This is a genomic window from Qipengyuania sp. SM2512, from assembly GCF_054954005.1.
In genome coordinates, this window is record NZ_CM143134.1 from 1139118 (window position 1) to 1153265 (window position 14148).

18 protein-coding genes are annotated in these 14148 nt (G+C 69.1%); 6 read left to right on the plus strand and 12 right to left on the minus strand.

Features of this window, described 5'->3' with window-relative positions; all coding sequences use genetic code 11:
- Positions 1-64: 64 nt before the first annotated feature.
- Positions 65-928, plus strand: a complete 864-nt coding sequence (gene nadC / locus ACQ5J0_RS05775) for a carboxylating nicotinate-nucleotide diphosphorylase (RefSeq protein ID WP_462569581.1) — start codon at positions 65-67, stop codon at positions 926-928.
- 10 nt (positions 929-938) lie between these two features.
- Positions 939-1634: a ribonuclease T2 family protein gene (locus ACQ5J0_RS05780; RefSeq protein ID WP_462569582.1), complete on the plus strand. Its 696-nt coding sequence runs from the start codon at positions 939-941 to the stop codon at positions 1632-1634.
- 160 nt (positions 1635-1794) lie between these two features.
- On the opposite strand, the gene ACQ5J0_RS05785 is transcribed toward ACQ5J0_RS05780, so the two are convergent.
- On the minus strand, positions 1795-2223 hold the full coding sequence (locus ACQ5J0_RS05785; protein ID WP_462570063.1) for a nucleoside deaminase: 429 nt from the start codon (positions 2221-2223) through the stop codon (positions 1795-1797).
- 64 nt (positions 2224-2287) lie between these two features.
- The gene (locus ACQ5J0_RS05790; protein ID WP_462569583.1) at positions 2288-2542 is read right to left on the minus strand and encodes a hypothetical protein; all 255 of its coding nucleotides are present in this window, start codon (positions 2540-2542) and stop codon (positions 2288-2290) included.
- Between the two features lie 177 nt (positions 2543-2719).
- Here ACQ5J0_RS05790 and rpmB point away from each other — a divergent pair, with 177 nt between their 5' ends.
- On the plus strand, positions 2720-3022 hold the full coding sequence (gene rpmB, locus ACQ5J0_RS05795) for a 50S ribosomal protein L28 (RefSeq protein WP_462569584.1): 303 nt from the start codon (positions 2720-2722) through the stop codon (positions 3020-3022).
- Positions 3023-3091: 69 nt separating this feature from the next.
- On the opposite strand, the gene ACQ5J0_RS05800 is transcribed toward rpmB, so the two are convergent.
- Genes ACQ5J0_RS05800 through xseA form a run of 4 tightly spaced genes read right to left on the minus strand, consistent with a single transcriptional unit; the run spans position 3092 to position 6752 of the window.
- Entirely contained in the window at positions 3092-4066 is a 975-nt protein-coding gene (locus tag ACQ5J0_RS05800) for an esterase-like activity of phytase family protein (protein WP_462569585.1), read from the minus strand.
- A 38-nt stretch (positions 4067-4104) separates the two neighbouring features.
- The gene (locus ACQ5J0_RS05805; protein ID WP_462569587.1) at positions 4105-5037 is read right to left on the minus strand and encodes a M23 family metallopeptidase; all 933 of its coding nucleotides are present in this window, start codon (positions 5035-5037) and stop codon (positions 4105-4107) included.
- The gene (locus ACQ5J0_RS05810) at positions 5034-5240 is read right to left on the minus strand and encodes a DUF2093 domain-containing protein (RefSeq protein ID WP_462569588.1); all 207 of its coding nucleotides are present in this window, start codon (positions 5238-5240) and stop codon (positions 5034-5036) included. Before ACQ5J0_RS05810 ends, ACQ5J0_RS05805 begins: the two co-directional genes overlap by 4 nt.
- A gap of 24 nt (positions 5241-5264) precedes the next feature.
- Positions 5265-6752, minus strand: a complete 1488-nt coding sequence (gene xseA / locus ACQ5J0_RS05815) for an exodeoxyribonuclease VII large subunit (protein ID WP_462569589.1) — start codon at positions 6750-6752, stop codon at positions 5265-5267.
- Between xseA and purD the strand changes: the two genes are divergently transcribed.
- Positions 6751-8049, plus strand: a complete 1299-nt coding sequence (gene purD, locus ACQ5J0_RS05820) for a phosphoribosylamine--glycine ligase (RefSeq protein WP_462569590.1) — start codon at positions 6751-6753, stop codon at positions 8047-8049. The genes xseA and purD overlap by 2 nt on opposite strands.
- A gap of 16 nt (positions 8050-8065) precedes the next feature.
- Here the strand turns inward: purD and ACQ5J0_RS05825 are convergent, their stop codons facing one another.
- The gene (locus ACQ5J0_RS05825) at positions 8066-9076 is read right to left on the minus strand and encodes an adenosine kinase (RefSeq protein ID WP_462569591.1); all 1011 of its coding nucleotides are present in this window, start codon (positions 9074-9076) and stop codon (positions 8066-8068) included.
- Positions 9077-9185: 109 nt separating this feature from the next.
- Here ACQ5J0_RS05825 and ACQ5J0_RS05830 point away from each other — a divergent pair, with 109 nt between their 5' ends.
- Entirely contained in the window at positions 9186-9869 is a 684-nt protein-coding gene (locus ACQ5J0_RS05830; RefSeq protein ID WP_462569593.1) for an EI24 domain-containing protein, read from the plus strand.
- Complete coding sequence (locus ACQ5J0_RS05835; RefSeq protein ID WP_462569594.1) at positions 9862-10296, plus strand: hypothetical protein; 435 nt, start codon at positions 9862-9864, stop codon at positions 10294-10296. The genes ACQ5J0_RS05830 and ACQ5J0_RS05835 overlap by 8 nt, the downstream gene beginning before the upstream one ends.
- Before the next feature lie 175 nt (positions 10297-10471).
- On the opposite strand, the gene ACQ5J0_RS05840 is transcribed toward ACQ5J0_RS05835, so the two are convergent.
- Genes ACQ5J0_RS05840 through sufC form a run of 5 tightly spaced genes read right to left on the minus strand, consistent with a single transcriptional unit; the run spans position 10472 to position 14144 of the window.
- Positions 10472-10828 carry a HesB/IscA family protein gene (locus tag ACQ5J0_RS05840; RefSeq protein WP_462569595.1) on the minus strand — a complete coding sequence of 119 codons (357 nt, stop codon included), beginning with the start codon at positions 10826-10828 and terminating at the stop codon, positions 10472-10474.
- Positions 10828-11346: an SUF system Fe-S cluster assembly protein gene (locus tag ACQ5J0_RS05845; protein ID WP_462569596.1), complete on the minus strand. Its 519-nt coding sequence runs from the start codon at positions 11344-11346 to the stop codon at positions 10828-10830. The genes ACQ5J0_RS05840 and ACQ5J0_RS05845 overlap by 1 nt, the downstream gene beginning before the upstream one ends.
- Before the next feature lie 10 nt (positions 11347-11356).
- Positions 11357-12583 carry a cysteine desulfurase gene (locus ACQ5J0_RS05850; RefSeq protein ID WP_462569597.1) on the minus strand — a complete coding sequence of 409 codons (1227 nt, stop codon included), beginning with the start codon at positions 12581-12583 and terminating at the stop codon, positions 11357-11359.
- Positions 12584-12642: 59 nt separating this feature from the next.
- A complete protein-coding gene (locus tag ACQ5J0_RS05855) occupies positions 12643-13401 on the minus strand; it encodes a SufD family Fe-S cluster assembly protein (RefSeq protein WP_462569598.1) in 759 nt (252 codons plus the stop codon).
- Positions 13398-14144: a Fe-S cluster assembly ATPase SufC gene (gene sufC / locus ACQ5J0_RS05860; protein WP_462569599.1), complete on the minus strand. Its 747-nt coding sequence runs from the start codon at positions 14142-14144 to the stop codon at positions 13398-13400. The genes ACQ5J0_RS05855 and sufC overlap by 4 nt, the downstream gene beginning before the upstream one ends.
- Between the last annotated feature and the right edge of the window lie 4 nt (positions 14145-14148).

Sequence of the window (14148 nt, forward strand, 5' to 3'; positions counted from 1 at the left end):
GGCTCGGGTGCCGACCCGGCTCGCCGCACTTGAGCCTATGGTCATTCTGCGCCACTCCGCGCACATGACAAACTTCACCCTTCCCGGTTTCGATCTCGCAGCTTTCGTCCGCTCCACGCTGGCCGAGGATCTGGGCGAAGGCCTGCCCGGCGGGGGGCGCGACGTGACCAGCGAGAGCGTGATTCCTGCCGACGCGCGTTTTTCCGGCGTGATGGACAGCCGCGATGCGATCGTCGTCGCGGGGCTGCCGGTGGCCGCGGCGTTCTTTCGCGGGCTCGATCCGGAGATGGAGATCGAAGCACTGGTTGAGGAGGGGGCGCAGGTTCCCGCGGGGACCGAACTAATGAGGCTCTCGGGCAATGCGCGCGCCATGCTGACCGCCGAGCGCGCCGCACTGAACACGGTCCAGCACCTCTCGGGCATCGCCACCATGGTGCGCGACTATGTCCGCGCGATGGACAATCCCGCCTGCACGCTGCTCGACACCCGCAAGACACTGCCCGGCCTGCGCCACCTCGAGAAATACGCGACCCGGATGGGCGGCGCTTCGAACCACCGCATGGGGCTGTGGGATGCGGCGATGATCAAGGACAACCACGTCGCGGTCGCGGGCTCGGTGGGCGAGGCGGTGCGCCGCGCGGTCGCAGCCGGAATCGCCGAGATCATCTGCGAGGTCGATCGGCTGGACCAGATCGAACCCGCACTGCAGGCCGGCGCGACGCGGCTGCTGCTCGACAATATGGACCCTGCGACTCTGCGCGAAGCGGTGGCGCTGGTCGCGGGCCGGGTGCCGACCGAGGCCAGCGGCGGGATCGATCTCGCCACCATCCATGCCAAGGCCGGGACCGGGGTGGACTATGTCTCGGTCGGGCGGCTGACCCAGAGCGCTCCGGCGGCGGATATCGGGCTGGATTTCACCCCACTATGACCTGCGCGCCGTGATCCGCGCGGCGCCTTTGCTGCTGCTCGCCTGCGCGAGCCCGCTCGCCGCGCAGGCCTATCAGTGCCGGGTCCCGGCCACCGCCACAGCGCCCGAGATCAGCCGCGACGGCCCGATCCGCACCGCGCCGGTCACCGGCTATACGATGGCGCTGAGCTGGTCGCCCGAGTTCTGCAAACCGCGCGCCGGCCAGCGCAGCCATGCGCGGCAATGCTCGCGCCGCGAGGGGCGGTTCGGCTTCGTGCTGCATGGCCTGTGGCCGCAGAGCGCGCGCTTCTGGCCGCAATGGTGCCCGAGCAGCGCGCGGCCGACCGGGGCGCAGCTCGCCGCGCAGCTGTGCCGCAGCCCCTCGGCGCGGCTGGCGGCGCGGCAATGGGCCAAGCACGGCGCCTGCATGGCGCGCACCCCGCGGACCTATTTCCGGGTCAGCAATATCCTGTTCGATTCGCTGCGCTGGCCCGATCTCGACCGGTTGTCGCGCAAGGAAGCGCTGAGTGCGGGCGATCTGCGCGAGGTCTTCGTCGCCGCGAACCGCGGCTGGCGCAAGGATGCAGTAGGGATCAAGGCGAACGAGCGCGGCTGGCTGGAGGAAGTGCGGCTGTGCTACGACCGGCGGTTCCGACCCGCCGCCTGCGATGCCGCGCGCTTCGGGCCGGCGGACGATGCTGCCTTGAACATCTGGCGCGGGCTCTAGCTCGAGAAGAACGACCTTGGTTTGATCTGCTCCTCCCCCTTGAGGGGGAGGCTGGGTGGGGGTGTACCGCGCCGATGGGGCAGACGCGCGCCTGCGGCGCGCTCCCCCACCCCCAGCCCCTCCCCGGGGGAGGGGAGATTCAATCTTGTGTGATCCCGCGCTAGCGCCGCTCCCTGAAGAAGGCGCGCAGCAGTTCCGCAGCCTCCTGCTCGGCGATGCCGGAATAGACCTCGGGCCGGTGCAGGCACTGCGGATGATCGAACACCCGCGCGCCGTGTTCGACCCCGCCGCCCTTGGGGTCGGGGGCGGCGTAATAGAGCCTCGCGATCCGGGCATGCGCGATGGCTCCCGCGCACATGGCGCAGGGTTCGAGCGTGACCCACAATTCGCAATCGGTCAGCCGTTCCTGGCCAAGCTGGGCGGCGGCGGCGCGGATCGCCGCGATCTCCGCATGCGCGGTCGGATCGTGATCGGTGCGCGGGCTGTTGCCGCCCCGACCGACGATGCGGCCGTGTTTGACGACGACCGCACCGATCGGGACTTCGCCGGCGAGGCCGGCGGCGCGCGCCATTTCGAGCGCGCAATCCATATGCTGCCGGCCGAACACTGCGGGCCTTCCTTGCGGGGGGCCTAGTGTCGGGCCGGAGACAGGCTTATTCGTCGCCGGTGGCCGGCGTACCTTCGGCGTCGGGCTGGTTGACGTCGACATCGAGCGTCGGGACTTCGACGGTCTGGGTTTCGGTGCCGGTCTCGACCTGGACGTCGACGGGCTCGACGTCGTATTCGGGCATGTTGCCTTCTTCGACGCTCACTTCGGGCATGCTGCCTTCTTCGGTCTGGTCGACATCGCAGGCTGCGAGGCTCAGCGCCGAACCGGCGAGAATTGCTACGGAAAAGAACTTGTTCATCAGACTCTCCTTGGTGACGGTCTTCGGCTAGAGCCGGTCGGGAGGCTTGGCAAGATCAAACCCCGCCTTGACGATTCGCACAGCCAGCGCTAAGCGCGCCGCTTTCCGGGACAGGCCGGTTCTGTACAGTCACTGCAGGCTCAGGCTCTGCGGCAACATTCGAATGAGAGATTTATCATGTCGCGCATCTGCGAACTGACGGGCAAGGGCCGACAGGTCGGCCACAATGTGAGCCACGCCAACAACAAGACCAAGAAGGTCTTCCTGCCCAACCTCCAGAACGTCACGCTGATGAGCGAGAGACTGGACCGCAGCTTCAAGTTCCGCGTCTCGACGCAGGGCCTGCGTTCGGTCGAGCACAATGGCGGGCTCGACAACTGGCTGCTCAAGACCAGCGACATCAAGCTCAGCGACCGCGCGCTCAAGGTGAAGCGTGAGCTCAAGAAGTCGGCCGCCGCGGCTACCGCCGAAGCCGCCTAAGCGCGCTTCGTTTCCGCTTGGTTGTGCTGAAGGGCGTGCGGGATTCCGCGCGCCCTTTCGCGTGGCCGGCTACCCGCGCCAGTCGAGCGCGACCAGCAGGGTGCGCTGGAAGCCGCTGAGATTGTCGTCCGAGATCAGCCACAGGCGCGGGGCGCCTTGGCTGCCCGGCGCGCCGGGCTCGACCGCCAGCCCCTCGTAATTCTCCTGCGGGACGCGCTCGGGCAGCGCAACGACGCGGTCCGGACGCCACAGCGCGCCCTCCTCGATTCCCGCAGGATCGAGCACCGCGATCGCGCTGCCGAAGCGGGGCGGGAGATACCATTCGACGCTGCGCAGCAGCACCAGCACCGTGCCATCGGGGAGCTGCGTCATATCCACCGGGCGCGTCCCCTCGGGGACGGCGAAGGCGAAGGACACGCCCTCGTTGGCCAAAGCCGGGCCCAGAGTCGGATCGCCCGAAAACAGCACCGCCGGGTGGCCGCGGGCGGTCGAGCGCCGGCTCACCTCGGCGAGCACGACGAAGCGCCCGTCGGCGAGGCGGACCATCGCCTCCGGACCGCCGTTCGACGGCCAACGCTGCATCTTCGCGGGCTTCACTCGTGCCAGCCGCTCAAGCCCGGCCGAATAGCGCTCGACCGCGTTGCTGCTCTCATAGGCACCCCAGATCGTCCCGCTCGCGCGGTCCAGAGTCAGCGCTTCGAGATCGGCATCGCGCTTGTCGCGCCCCTCGGTGACCGCGAGTTCGGGGTAGTGTCCGCGCATCGCCGCGCTCCCCGGATTGTCGATCCCGAGCAGCGTGCCGGTGTCGCTGCCCGCCAGAAGCGATCCGTCGGCCAGCGCGATCAGCGCCGAATAGCCGCCGAAATCGCGGGTTTCGCTGTCCAGATGCCAGACCCCGACCAGCGCCAGCGGCGAATCGGGGGCGCCCGCCTCTGCGCTTCCCTGCGCCACCAGTTCGGCGGTCACGGGCGCCGCGGGATCGATCGGCAGGATGTCGGCGCGCCACCAGGTGAGCACCAGCATCCCTGCCGAAAATGCGCTCACCAAAATCCTGCGCCGCAGCGGCGCCCCGCGGACGGAAATCAGCCTTCGCCGACGAACAGCAGCGGATCGAGCCGCGAATCGCGCCAGGTCAGCCCCCAGTGAAGATGCGGACCCGTCGTCCTGCCCGAGGCGCCGATATCGCCGATGTGCTGGCCCTGCCGGACCCGCTCGCCCTCGCGCACAAGAATCCGCGAGCAATGCAGGAAGGCGCTGTTGAGCCCCTGCCCGTGATCGATGATCAGGAGCTGGCCCTCGAGGCTGAAATTGTCGACCGCCAGCACCACCACCCCGTCCGCGGGTGCCACGAAAGGCGTGCCGCTCTCGCCGGTCGCGATGTCGAGACCCGTGTGATAGCTGCCCGGCTCGCCGCGGTAGATCCGCTGCGACCCGAACCGCCCCGAGATGCGCCCGCGCACCGGCCAGACGAAATCCTGCCGCCAGCCCTGAGCCCCGGTTTCCTGCTGGCGCGCAAGATAGATCCGCTCGAGTTCGGGTGCGCGGCGTCGGCGAAAGGCCTCCGACGAGCTGCCGGGGCGGCGCGCGGCATCGACGCGCTCGAGGTTCCAGTCGCGCGGGGCGACCGCGACGGGACTGCGAATCACGCGCCCGTCGCCAAGCGTGGCGGCAAGCACCGCCTGCGTGGCCGCGTCGCGATCGAAAGCCGCGAAGAAATAGCCTTCTTCGTCGAACGCGAGTTCGGTGTCCTCCAGCGTGGCGGAGACCGTGCCCGGGGGAACTCTCCCGCGGATCCAGCCCCCTTGCGTTAATTCGCCGTCGAAACTGAAGACCTCAGGCCGCGACGGGGCCGGAGAGGGAGCGGGTGTGGGAGCGCGGGTTTCCACGGGGGCGCGGACGGGTTGCACCACGCTGGTCTGCTTCGGTTCGGGCACCGGAGCCCGCTCGTCGGCGGTGGTGCAGGCGGCGAGCCCGAAAAGGGTCAGCAGCGACGCGCCCGCAAGGCGCCGGATCACGGTTTCAGCCGTTGGGTAGCGAACTCCGCGCTCGCATAGGCTTCCTGATGGTGCACGCTCCAGTAGCGCAGCTCCTCCAGCGGGATCGCCCGTCCGCTCACCCCGCAGACCACGTGCTGGCCGGTGCGCAGCACGCGAAAGCCGTTGGGGCCGTAATGCAGCTTGGCTTCGCTGCCCGAATTGCGTTCCGATGACATCAACATGAGGGGTGCCCTAGCAAGCTGCGCTCACTCGAACAAATCGCTTTGTCGTCTGGGCGGTTCCGATGATCGCTTCGCGCGGGCCGGCTTGCCCGGGGACGGGGGCGATGACCGGGGCTTGGGACCTTCGGCTCCCTGGGGAGTTGCGCCCAGTTCGCCGTCGTGGAACTTGAGCACCAGCCGGTCCTGCGCAGCGGCATCGGCGCGCCGGGTCAGCGTCCGCCCGGCGCCGTCCATGACGCGAACATAGCCGCGCTCGAGCGGTCGGTCGGGGTGCAATTGCTCCGCCAGCCGCGCCAGCGCGTCGAGAGCCGCGCGCCGTTCGGCGATCGGTCGGACGACCAGCGCCGGGTCGAGCCGCTGGCGATCGAGTGCCAGCCGCGCGTCGCGAAACCCGCGCTGCAGCATCGCGGGCGAGAGCCGCAGCAGTCCCAGCGCCTCGCGACCCTTGCCCGCGCGGTCCCTGAGCGCGCGGCGTAGCCGCTCGCCCGCATCGTCGAGCCGCTGCGCCGGCCCCTGCAGCAGCGCCTCGGGCCTGGGCAGCCGTCCGACGCGCGCCTCGAGCCGCTCGCGCCCCAGCGCCACCGGGCGCAGTGCGCATTGCCGCTGACGGTGCGCGAGATCCGCCAGCGTCGCGGCGAGTTCGGCGCGCACCGGCACCGCCAGCTCGGCGGCGGCGGTCGGGGTCGGCGCGCGGCGATCGGCGGCGTAATCGGCGAGCGTGGTGTCGGTCTCGTGCCCGACCGCGCTGATCGTCGGGATCGAGCACTCGGCGATGGCGCGCACCACCACCTCCTCGTTGAAGCTCCACAGATCCTCGATCGAGCCGCCGCCGCGCGCGACGATGACGAGATCGGGGCGGTCGGGGTGGCCCTCCGGCAGGTCGGAAAAGCCGCGCACCGCCGCGGCCAGCTGGTCCGCCGAGCCCTTGCCCTGCACCAGCACCGGCCAGACGATGACGCGGCTGGGGAAACGGTCCGCCAGCCGGTGGAGAATGTCGCGGATCACTGCGCCGGTGGGCGAGGTCACCACCCCGATCGTGCGCGGCAGATAGGGCAGCGCGCGCTTGCGCGAGGATGCGAACAGCCCCTCGGCCTCGAGCCGCGCCTTGGTCCGCTCGAGCAGCGCCAGCAGCGCGCCCTCGCCCGCCAGCTCCATCCGCTCGATCACGATCTGGTATTTGGAGCGCCCGGGGAAGGTCGTCAGCTTGCCGGTGGCGATGACCTCGAGCCCGTCCTCGGGGGCGAAGGGCAGCCGCTGGCAATTGCCGCGCCACATCACCGCGTCGAGCACCGCCTTGTCGTCCTTGAGCGCGGCGTAGAGATGGCCCGAGGCGGCGCGCTTGACCCCCGAGAGTTCGCCGCGCAGCCGCACGAAGCCGAAGCGGTCCTCGACCGTCCGCTTGAGCAGCGAGGAAATCTCGCTGATCGAATAGGGCTGCGCGTTGTCGCCGTCGCCGCTGCGCGCTACGAGCCCGGCATCAGTTCCATCGTCATCCGGAGAATCGCTCGCCATGAATATCCTTCTGCTGGGGTCGGGCGGGCGCGAACATGCGCTGGCGTGGAAGCTGGCGCAATCCCGCCTGCTGGCCGCTGCCGGGGACAGTTTTTACGCCGCGCCGGGCAATCCGGGGATTGCCGACCACGCCCTATGCGTCGATCTCGACGCCGGCGACCATGACGCGGTCGGCAGCTTCTGCCGCGAGCAGGACATCGGGCTGGTGGTGATCGGCCCCGAGGCGCCGCTGGTGGCGGGGCTGGGCGACCATTTGCGCGCGCTGGGCGTCGCGGTGTTCGGCCCGTCGCGCGAGGCGGCGCAGCTCGAGGGCAGCAAGGGCTTCACCAAGGATCTGTGCATCCGCGCCGGGATTCCGACCGCGCGCTACGCCCGCGCGACCTCGCTCGAACAGGCCTGGGGCGCGCTCAAGAGCTTCGACGCGCCCTTCGTGCTCAAGGCCGACGGGCTGGCGGCGGGCAAGGGCGTGGTGATCGCCGAGACCCGCGAAGAGGCGCAGGAAGCGCTCGCGGACATGTTCGACGGCCAGTTCGGCAGCGCGGGCTCCGAGGTGGTGATCGAGCAGTTCCTGACCGGCGAGGAGGCGAGCTTCTTCGCGCTCACCGATGGCACCACGATCGTCCCCTTCGGCAGCGCGCAGGACCACAAGCGCGTCGGCGAGGGCGATACCGGACCCAACACCGGCGGGATGGGCGCCTATTCGCCCGCCCCGGTGCTCGACGAGCGGCTCCAGTCGCGGGTGATGGCGGATATCATCGAGCCTACTGTAGCCGCGATGCGGGCGGCGGGCATGCCCTATTCGGGCGTGCTCTATGCCGGGCTGATGCTCTCGCCCGACGGCCCGCAGCTAATCGAATACAACGCCCGCTTCGGCGATCCCGAATGCCAAGTGCTAATGATGCGGCTGGAGAGCGATCTGGGCGAGCTGATGCTGGCCTGCGCGCAAGGACGGCTGGCCGAGGCGCCCGCCCCCGAATTCGCCGACGACTACGCGCTCACCGTGGTGATGGCCGCCGAGGGCTATCCCGCGACCCCGAGGAAGGGAGGCGCGATCGCGCTGGGCGAGGCCGAGGCCGGCGGCGCGAAGGTCTTCCACGCGGGGACTGCTGCGCGCGAAGGCGGCCTCATCGCGACCGGCGGACGCGTCCTCAGCGTCACCGCGAGGGGCGCGTCGGTCACCGCAGCGCAGGCCGCAGCCTATGCCGCGGTCGACGCGATCGATTTTCCCGAAGGCTTCTCCCGCCGCGACATCGGCTGGCGCGAGATCCGGCGCGAGGCGAACGAGTCCGCCGGATAGCGCGGGGCGCCTCGCCTCAGGCGGTACCCGCTTCGACCAGCGCCTTGAGGTCCGCCTCGGGCCGCGCGCCGTAATGGCTGATGACTTCGGCGGCGCAGATCGCGCCCATTCGCAGGCATTTCTCGAGCGGTTCGCCGCGCGCATGGCCGGTGAGGAAGCCGGCGGCGAAGAGATCGCCTGCGCCGGTGGTGTCGACCACGCGCTCAACCGGTTCTGCTTCGGTTTCGGCGCGCTTGCCGTCCGCGATCGCGATCGCGCCCTTGGGACCGCGAGTCGCGACCAGCACCGGGACCTTGTCCTCGAGCGCGGCGATGCCGTCCTCGAAGGTCGCTTCCCCGGTCAGCGTCGCCAGCTCGCCCTCGTTGACGAACAGGATGTCGATCATCCCGTCCTCGATCAGCTGGCGGAAATCGTCGCCATGGCGCTCGATCACGAAGCTCTCGCTCGCGGTGAAGGCGACTTTTCGCCCGGCGTTGCGCGCGACCTCGATCGCGCGGCGCATCGCGCGGCGCGGTTCCTGGGGGTCCCACAGATAGCCCTCGAGATAGAGGATCGCGGCGCTGGCGATGGTCTCGTCGTCGAGCGCGGCGGGGGGCAGGAACTGGCTGGCGCCGAGGAAGGTGTTCATCGTCCGCTCGCCATCGGGGGTGACGAAGATCAGGCAGCGCGCGGTGGGCGGATTGCTCTCATCATTGCTGGTGGCGCGCGGCGGGGTATCGAAATCGATCCCGCCGGCGCGAATGTCGTGGCCGAAGATCTGCCCCAACTGGTCGTCGGCGACCTGGCCGATGAAGGCGCATTGCGCGCCCAGCGCCGACATCCCCGCCAGCGTGTTGGCGGCCGATCCGCCCGAAATCTCCCGCGCCGGACCCATCGCGTCGTAGAGCTCGTTGGCGCGCGGGGTGTCGACCAGAGTCATCCCGCCGCGATTGAGCCCGAGTTCCTCGATCAGCGCATCCTCGCAGGGGGCCATCACATCGACGATGGCGTTGCCGATGGCGATTACGTCGTAGCGGGGGTCGGTCATGCAGGCTCCGGTAGATTGCGCTTTGTCGTGGCCCGTTAGCGGCTCGTCCCCGGCGCGCCAAGCGCGGCGTTGACTTGCGCGGGCGGCGCGGCCAATCGCTGGCGCTCTGATGACCTCGCTCCCCCGCGCCCTTGCCCTGTCGGTCGGCCAATTGAGCGATCCCGCAATCCTCAAGGTGCTCGGCAAGAGCCTGGCGGTGACGCTGGGGATCTTCGCTCTGCTCGGCTGGGGTGCCAGCTTCGCCTTCGACGCAGGTCTCGCCTGGCTGGGGCTGGGCCAGGATTCGGGTCTCGGCACGCTGCTCGCGGTTCTGACGGTGCTGATCGCGGGCTGGCTGCTGTTCCGGCTGGTGGCGCTGGCGGTGCTGCAATTCTTCGCCGAGGATGTGGTCCGCGCGGTCGAGGCGCGGCACTATCCCGCCGCCGCCGCGGTGCCCGAGCTTTCCTTCGCCGCAGCCTTGCGCGGCAGCCTGCGCTCGACGGGGCGCGCGCTGCTGGTCAATCTGGCGGTCTCGCCACTCGCGCTGGTGCTGCTGTTCACCGGAGTCGGGCCGGCGCTGGTGTTCTGGCTCGCCAATGCGCTGCTGCTGGGACGCGAGCTGCAGGACATGGTCTGGCTGCGCCACCGCCGAACCGCAGAGGAGACCGCGCCCATCGGCGGGCCGGCGCGCTTCGTGCTGGGCGGGCTCGTCGCGGCGCTGCTCGCGGTGCCCTTCGTCAATTTTCTCGCTCCCGTGCTCGGCGCGGCGAGCGCCACCCATCTCGTCCATCGCGGAAGACAAACCCATGCTTAGAACCGGAGCCGCGCTGCTCGCGCTCACCCTGCTGGCCGGCTGCGTCACCGCGCCCGCCACCACGCCGCAGGCGCAGCGTCCGCCGGTGCGCGGCGAGGCACCCCCGCCGATGACGCCGTCTCGTCCCCAGGTCGCGCCCAGCACCGGCGGCTTTATCGCGCCGCGCGTGATGCAATTGCCCGGGTTGGAAACGGTCGTCGGCCGGAACGCCACCGCGCTTGCCAATGTGTTCGGGCCGCCGCGGCTGGAAGTTCAGGAGGGCGATGCGCTCAAGCTGCAGTTCAGCGGCGAGGCCTGCGTGCTCGACGTCTATCTCTACCCGCTCCGCCCGGGAGCCGAGCCGAGCGCGACCTATGTCGATGCAAGGCGGGCCAGCGACGGGATCGATGTCGATCGCGCCGCCTGCGTGGCGGCGCTCAGACGCTAGAGCCGAAATGACTTTTGATTGGCCCGATCTTCTCCTCCCCCTTGAGGGGGAGGCCGGGTGGGGGTGTACCACGCCGATGGCTAGGACGCGCACCTGCGGCGCGCTCCCCCACCCCCGGCCCCTCCCCGAGGGGAGGGGGGATTCCGCCTCATGTCATCCCATCTAGCGCCTAGCGCTAGACCATGAAGCTTTCGCCGCAGCCGCACGCGCCCTTGGCGTTGGGGTTGGCGAAGACGAAACCGGCGGTGAAATCGTCCTCGACCCAGTCCATCGTGCTGCCGACGAGATAGAGCACGCTCGCCCCGTCGATGTACAGCACACCGCCCGGCGTCTCGATCTTCTCGTCGAAGGGCGCTTCCTCGGTGACGTAATCGACCGAATAGGCGAGTCCCGAGCAGCCGCGCCGCGGCGTCGACAGCTTGACCCCGATCGAGCCCTCGGGCGCCTTGGCCATCAGCTCGGCGACGCGCGCTTCGGCACGCTGCGTCAATTCGACCGCGGCGGGGCGTTTCCTCAGGGTGGATTCGGCCATCACAGCATCCCCAGTTCGAGCCGTGCCTCGTCGGACATCTTGTCGGGGCCCCACGGCGGGTCCCAGACCAGATTGACCTGCGCATCGCGCACGCCGGGCACGCTGGCGGCGCGCAATTCGACTTCGCCCGGCATCGATTCGGCCACCGGGCAGTGCGGCGTGGTGAGCGTCATATTGACCACCACATCATTGTCGGCGGAGACCTCGACGCCGTAGATCAGCCCGAGATCGTAGATGTTGACCGGGATTTCCGGATCGAAGATCTCGCGGATCGCGGCGACCACCGCCTCGTAGAGTTCGCCGCCCGGCTCGCCCGCCTGCATGGCTTCGGGCTTTTGCTTGAGGAAGCCTTCGAGATAGTCGCGCTTGCGCTCGAGCTTTTCGCGCGGCGCTTCAGCGACGGGGGCGGCGTCTGGATCGACGGCGTCCTCGACCCGCGCGCGCGGCGGCTTTTGCAGCACCTGCTCGTTCGGAGCGGGGGCGGCGATGAAATCCTGGTCGTCGCTGGGCTTGTTCATAACGGCTTTCCTAGGCGAATATCTTGAGCGTGCGTTCGATCCCGCGGGCGAGGGCGGCGATATCGGCTTCGTCCGAATAGAGGCCGAAGCTGGCGCGTGCGGTGGCGGGAACCCCGAGGTGTTCCATCAGCGGCTGCGCACAGTGATGCCCGGCGCGGATCGCGACGTCTTCCTCGTCCAATATGGTGCCCAGATCGTGCGGGTGAACCCCCTCGATGGCAAAGGAGACGATTCCCGCCGAATCCTCGGGGCCGAACAGGCGCACCGAATTGAAGCTGCGCAGCATGTCACGGGTCTGGCGGGCAAGCGCGGATTCGTGCGCGAACAGCTGGTCCAGATCGAACGGCGCGAGATAGTCGATCGCGGCGGCCAGCGCGATCGCCTCGGCGATCATCGGTGTGCCCGCCTCGAAGCGCTGCGGCGGCGGAGCGTAGGTCGAGCGCGTGAAGGAAACCTGTTCGATCATCGCCCCGCCGCCCTGCCACGGGGGCATCGCCTCGAGCAGGCTCTCGCGCGCCCAGAGGACGCCGACGCCGGTGGGGCCGTAGAGCTTGTGCCCCGAGAACACGTAAAAGTCGCAACCGAGCGCGGCCATGTCGAGCTTCATGCGCGGAGCGGCCTGACAGCCGTCGAGCAGCAGTTTCGCGCCCACGCCATGCGCCAGATCGGCGGCGCGGCGGGCGTCGAGCACAGAGCCCAGCACGTTGGAGAGATGCGCCAGCGCGACCATTTTGTGGCGCGGGGTCAGCATTGTCTCGAGTGCATCCAGATCGATCCGCCCGTCCTCGGTCAGCGGACAGACGTCGATTGCGGCACCGGTGCGTTCGGCCACCATCTGCCATGGCACGATGTTGGAATGATGCTCCAATTGCGAGAGCATGATCCGGTCGCCTTCGCGCAAGTTCGCCATGCCCCAGCATTGCGCGACCAGATTGATGCCCTCGGTCGCGCCGCGCACGAAGACGATCTCGTTATCGCTCGCGGCGCGCATGAACTCCGCAACCTTCCGACGTGCGGCTTCGTAGCCCAGCGTCATCTCCGCGCTGCGGCCGTAAACGCCGCGATGGACGGTGGCGTAATTCCGGCCCAGCGCATTGCTCATCGCGTCGATCACCGCCTGCGGTTTCTGCGCGGTGGCGGCGGTGTCGAGATAGTGCCAGGGATTGCCGTCGGCAGTGACCATGCCGGGGAAATCGGCCTTAAGGTGCGTCCCCGCGAAGGCGGGGGCCTCGGGCATACTGGCGCTCCCCCGATCGAGGTCCCCGCCTTCGCGGGGACGCAAAGATGGGTTCGCGTTCACAGATGCTTGTCCAGCTTGTCGAGCGCGACCCGCATCAACCGCTCGCGCGTCTCGTCGCCATCCAGCCCCACCAGCGCATCGCCGATGAAAGCCTGAACCAGCAGCCGCCGCGACAGTTCGGGCGGCAGGCCGCGTGCGGCCATGTAGTAGCGGGCGGTCTCGTCGAGCTGGCCCACGGTGGCGCCATGCGCGCATTTGACGTCGTCGGCGAAGATCTCGAGCTGCGGCACCGCGTTGACGCTGGCGCCGCGGTCGAGCAGCAACCCCTTGAAATCCTGCGCCGCATCGGTCTTCTGCGCATCGCGCACCACATCGATGCTGCCGAGGAAATTGCCCGTGCCCTTGCCCCAGTGGACGCTGCGCACAGTCTGGTTGCTGGTCGCCTCGGGCTCGGCATGGATCACGCGGGTGACGAATTCGCGCACCGTGTCGCGCCCGCCCACGGTGATCCCGCCCATCTCGAAATGCGCGCCGCGGCCCATCCGGACCTCGATCTCGATTCGGGCGAATTCACCCGCGGCAGCGATGGCGAAGACCTCGCACCGCGCGCCTTCGCCGACGTTGATCCGCAGTCGGCGCAGCTCGGTCGGGGCGGTGTCGGCACCGTCCTCGATTACGATGACCTCGCTCCAGCTTTCGCCGGGTGCGATGTCGATCTCGCGCCAGACGTCGAGATCGACGCCCTCGAGCGCCTCGACCGCCGAATAGCGCCAGGCTTCGTCTCTACGAGTGGGGCGGGTCGCGGCTTCGCTCATGCGGCCATCACCCGGTCGTAGCCCTCGGCCTCGAGCTGGTTTGCCAGATCCGCGCTGCCGGTCTTCACGATCCGCCCCTGGCTGAGGATATGGACGTAGTCGGGCTGCACCACCTGGAGCAGCCGCTGGTAATGCGTGATCAGCAGCACGCCCTTGCCAGGCTGGCGCATGATCGCGTTGATCCCGTCGCCGACCACGCGCAGCGAATCGATGTCGAGCCCGCTGTCGGTCTCGTCGAGCACCGCGAATTGGGGATCGAGAATGCCCATCTGGACCATCTCGGCGCGCTTCTTCTCGCCCCCCGAGAAGCCGACGTTCACGTGGCGCTTGAGCATGTCCATGTCGAGCTTGAGCAGCGCGGCCTTCTCCTTGGCGAGCTTGAGGAATTCGCCGCCGGTGAGCGGCTCCTCGCTGCGGTGCTTGCGCTGCGCATTGAGCGCCTCGCGCAGGAACTGGACGTTGGAGACCCCGGGTATCTCGACCGGGTACTGGAAGCCGAGGAACATGCCGGCTGCGGCGCGCTCGTGCGGCTCCATGTCGAGCAGATCGTCGCCCTGGAACCGCACGCTGCCGCCGGTGACCTCGTAGCCGGGTCGTCCGCCCAACACATAGGCCAGCGTCGACTTGCCCGCACCGTTGGGGCCCATGATGGCATGCACCTCACCCGCCCCCACGCTGAGCGTGAGGCCATCGAGGATCTTGGTGCCGCCGATTTCGGCGGAGAGGTTGTCGATCTGGAGCATTGGC

Excerpts from the sequence above, each read along its gene's own strand:
- ACQ5J0_RS05830 (WP_462569593.1), top strand. The coding sequence starts at position 9,186 with ATGACCTCGCTCCCCCGCGCCCTTGCCCTGTCGGTCGGCCAATTGAGC.
- ACQ5J0_RS05810 (WP_462569588.1), bottom strand. The coding sequence starts at position 5,240 with ATGTTGATGTCATCGGAACGCAATTCGGGCAGCGAAGCCAAGCTGCAT.
- ACQ5J0_RS05855 (WP_462569598.1), bottom strand. The coding sequence starts at position 13,401 with ATGAGCGAAGCCGCGACCCGCCCCACTCGTAGAGACGAAGCCTGGCGC.
- ACQ5J0_RS05790 (WP_462569583.1), bottom strand. The coding sequence starts at position 2,542 with ATGAACAAGTTCTTTTCCGTAGCAATTCTCGCCGGTTCGGCGCTGAGC.
- rpmB (WP_462569584.1), top strand. The coding sequence starts at position 2,720 with ATGTCGCGCATCTGCGAACTGACGGGCAAGGGCCGACAGGTCGGCCAC.
- sufC (WP_462569599.1), bottom strand. The coding sequence starts at position 14,144 with ATGCTCCAGATCGACAACCTCTCCGCCGAAATCGGCGGCACCAAGATC.
- ACQ5J0_RS05845 (WP_462569596.1), bottom strand. The coding sequence starts at position 11,346 with ATGAACAAGCCCAGCGACGACCAGGATTTCATCGCCGCCCCCGCTCCG.
- purD (WP_462569590.1), top strand. The coding sequence starts at position 6,751 with ATGAATATCCTTCTGCTGGGGTCGGGCGGGCGCGAACATGCGCTGGCG.
- xseA (WP_462569589.1), bottom strand. The coding sequence starts at position 6,752 with ATGGCGAGCGATTCTCCGGATGACGATGGAACTGATGCCGGGCTCGTA.
- ACQ5J0_RS05825 (WP_462569591.1), bottom strand. The coding sequence starts at position 9,076 with ATGACCGACCCCCGCTACGACGTAATCGCCATCGGCAACGCCATCGTC.
- ACQ5J0_RS05840 (WP_462569595.1), bottom strand. The coding sequence starts at position 10,828 with ATGGCCGAATCCACCCTGAGGAAACGCCCCGCCGCGGTCGAATTGACG.
- nadC (WP_462569581.1), top strand. The coding sequence starts at position 65 with ATGACAAACTTCACCCTTCCCGGTTTCGATCTCGCAGCTTTCGTCCGC.
- ACQ5J0_RS05785 (WP_462570063.1), bottom strand. The coding sequence starts at position 2,223 with ATGGATTGCGCGCTCGAAATGGCGCGCGCCGCCGGCCTCGCCGGCGAA.
- ACQ5J0_RS05835 (WP_462569594.1), top strand. The coding sequence starts at position 9,862 with ATGCTTAGAACCGGAGCCGCGCTGCTCGCGCTCACCCTGCTGGCCGGC.
- ACQ5J0_RS05850 (WP_462569597.1), bottom strand. The coding sequence starts at position 12,583 with ATGCCCGAGGCCCCCGCCTTCGCGGGGACGCACCTTAAGGCCGATTTC.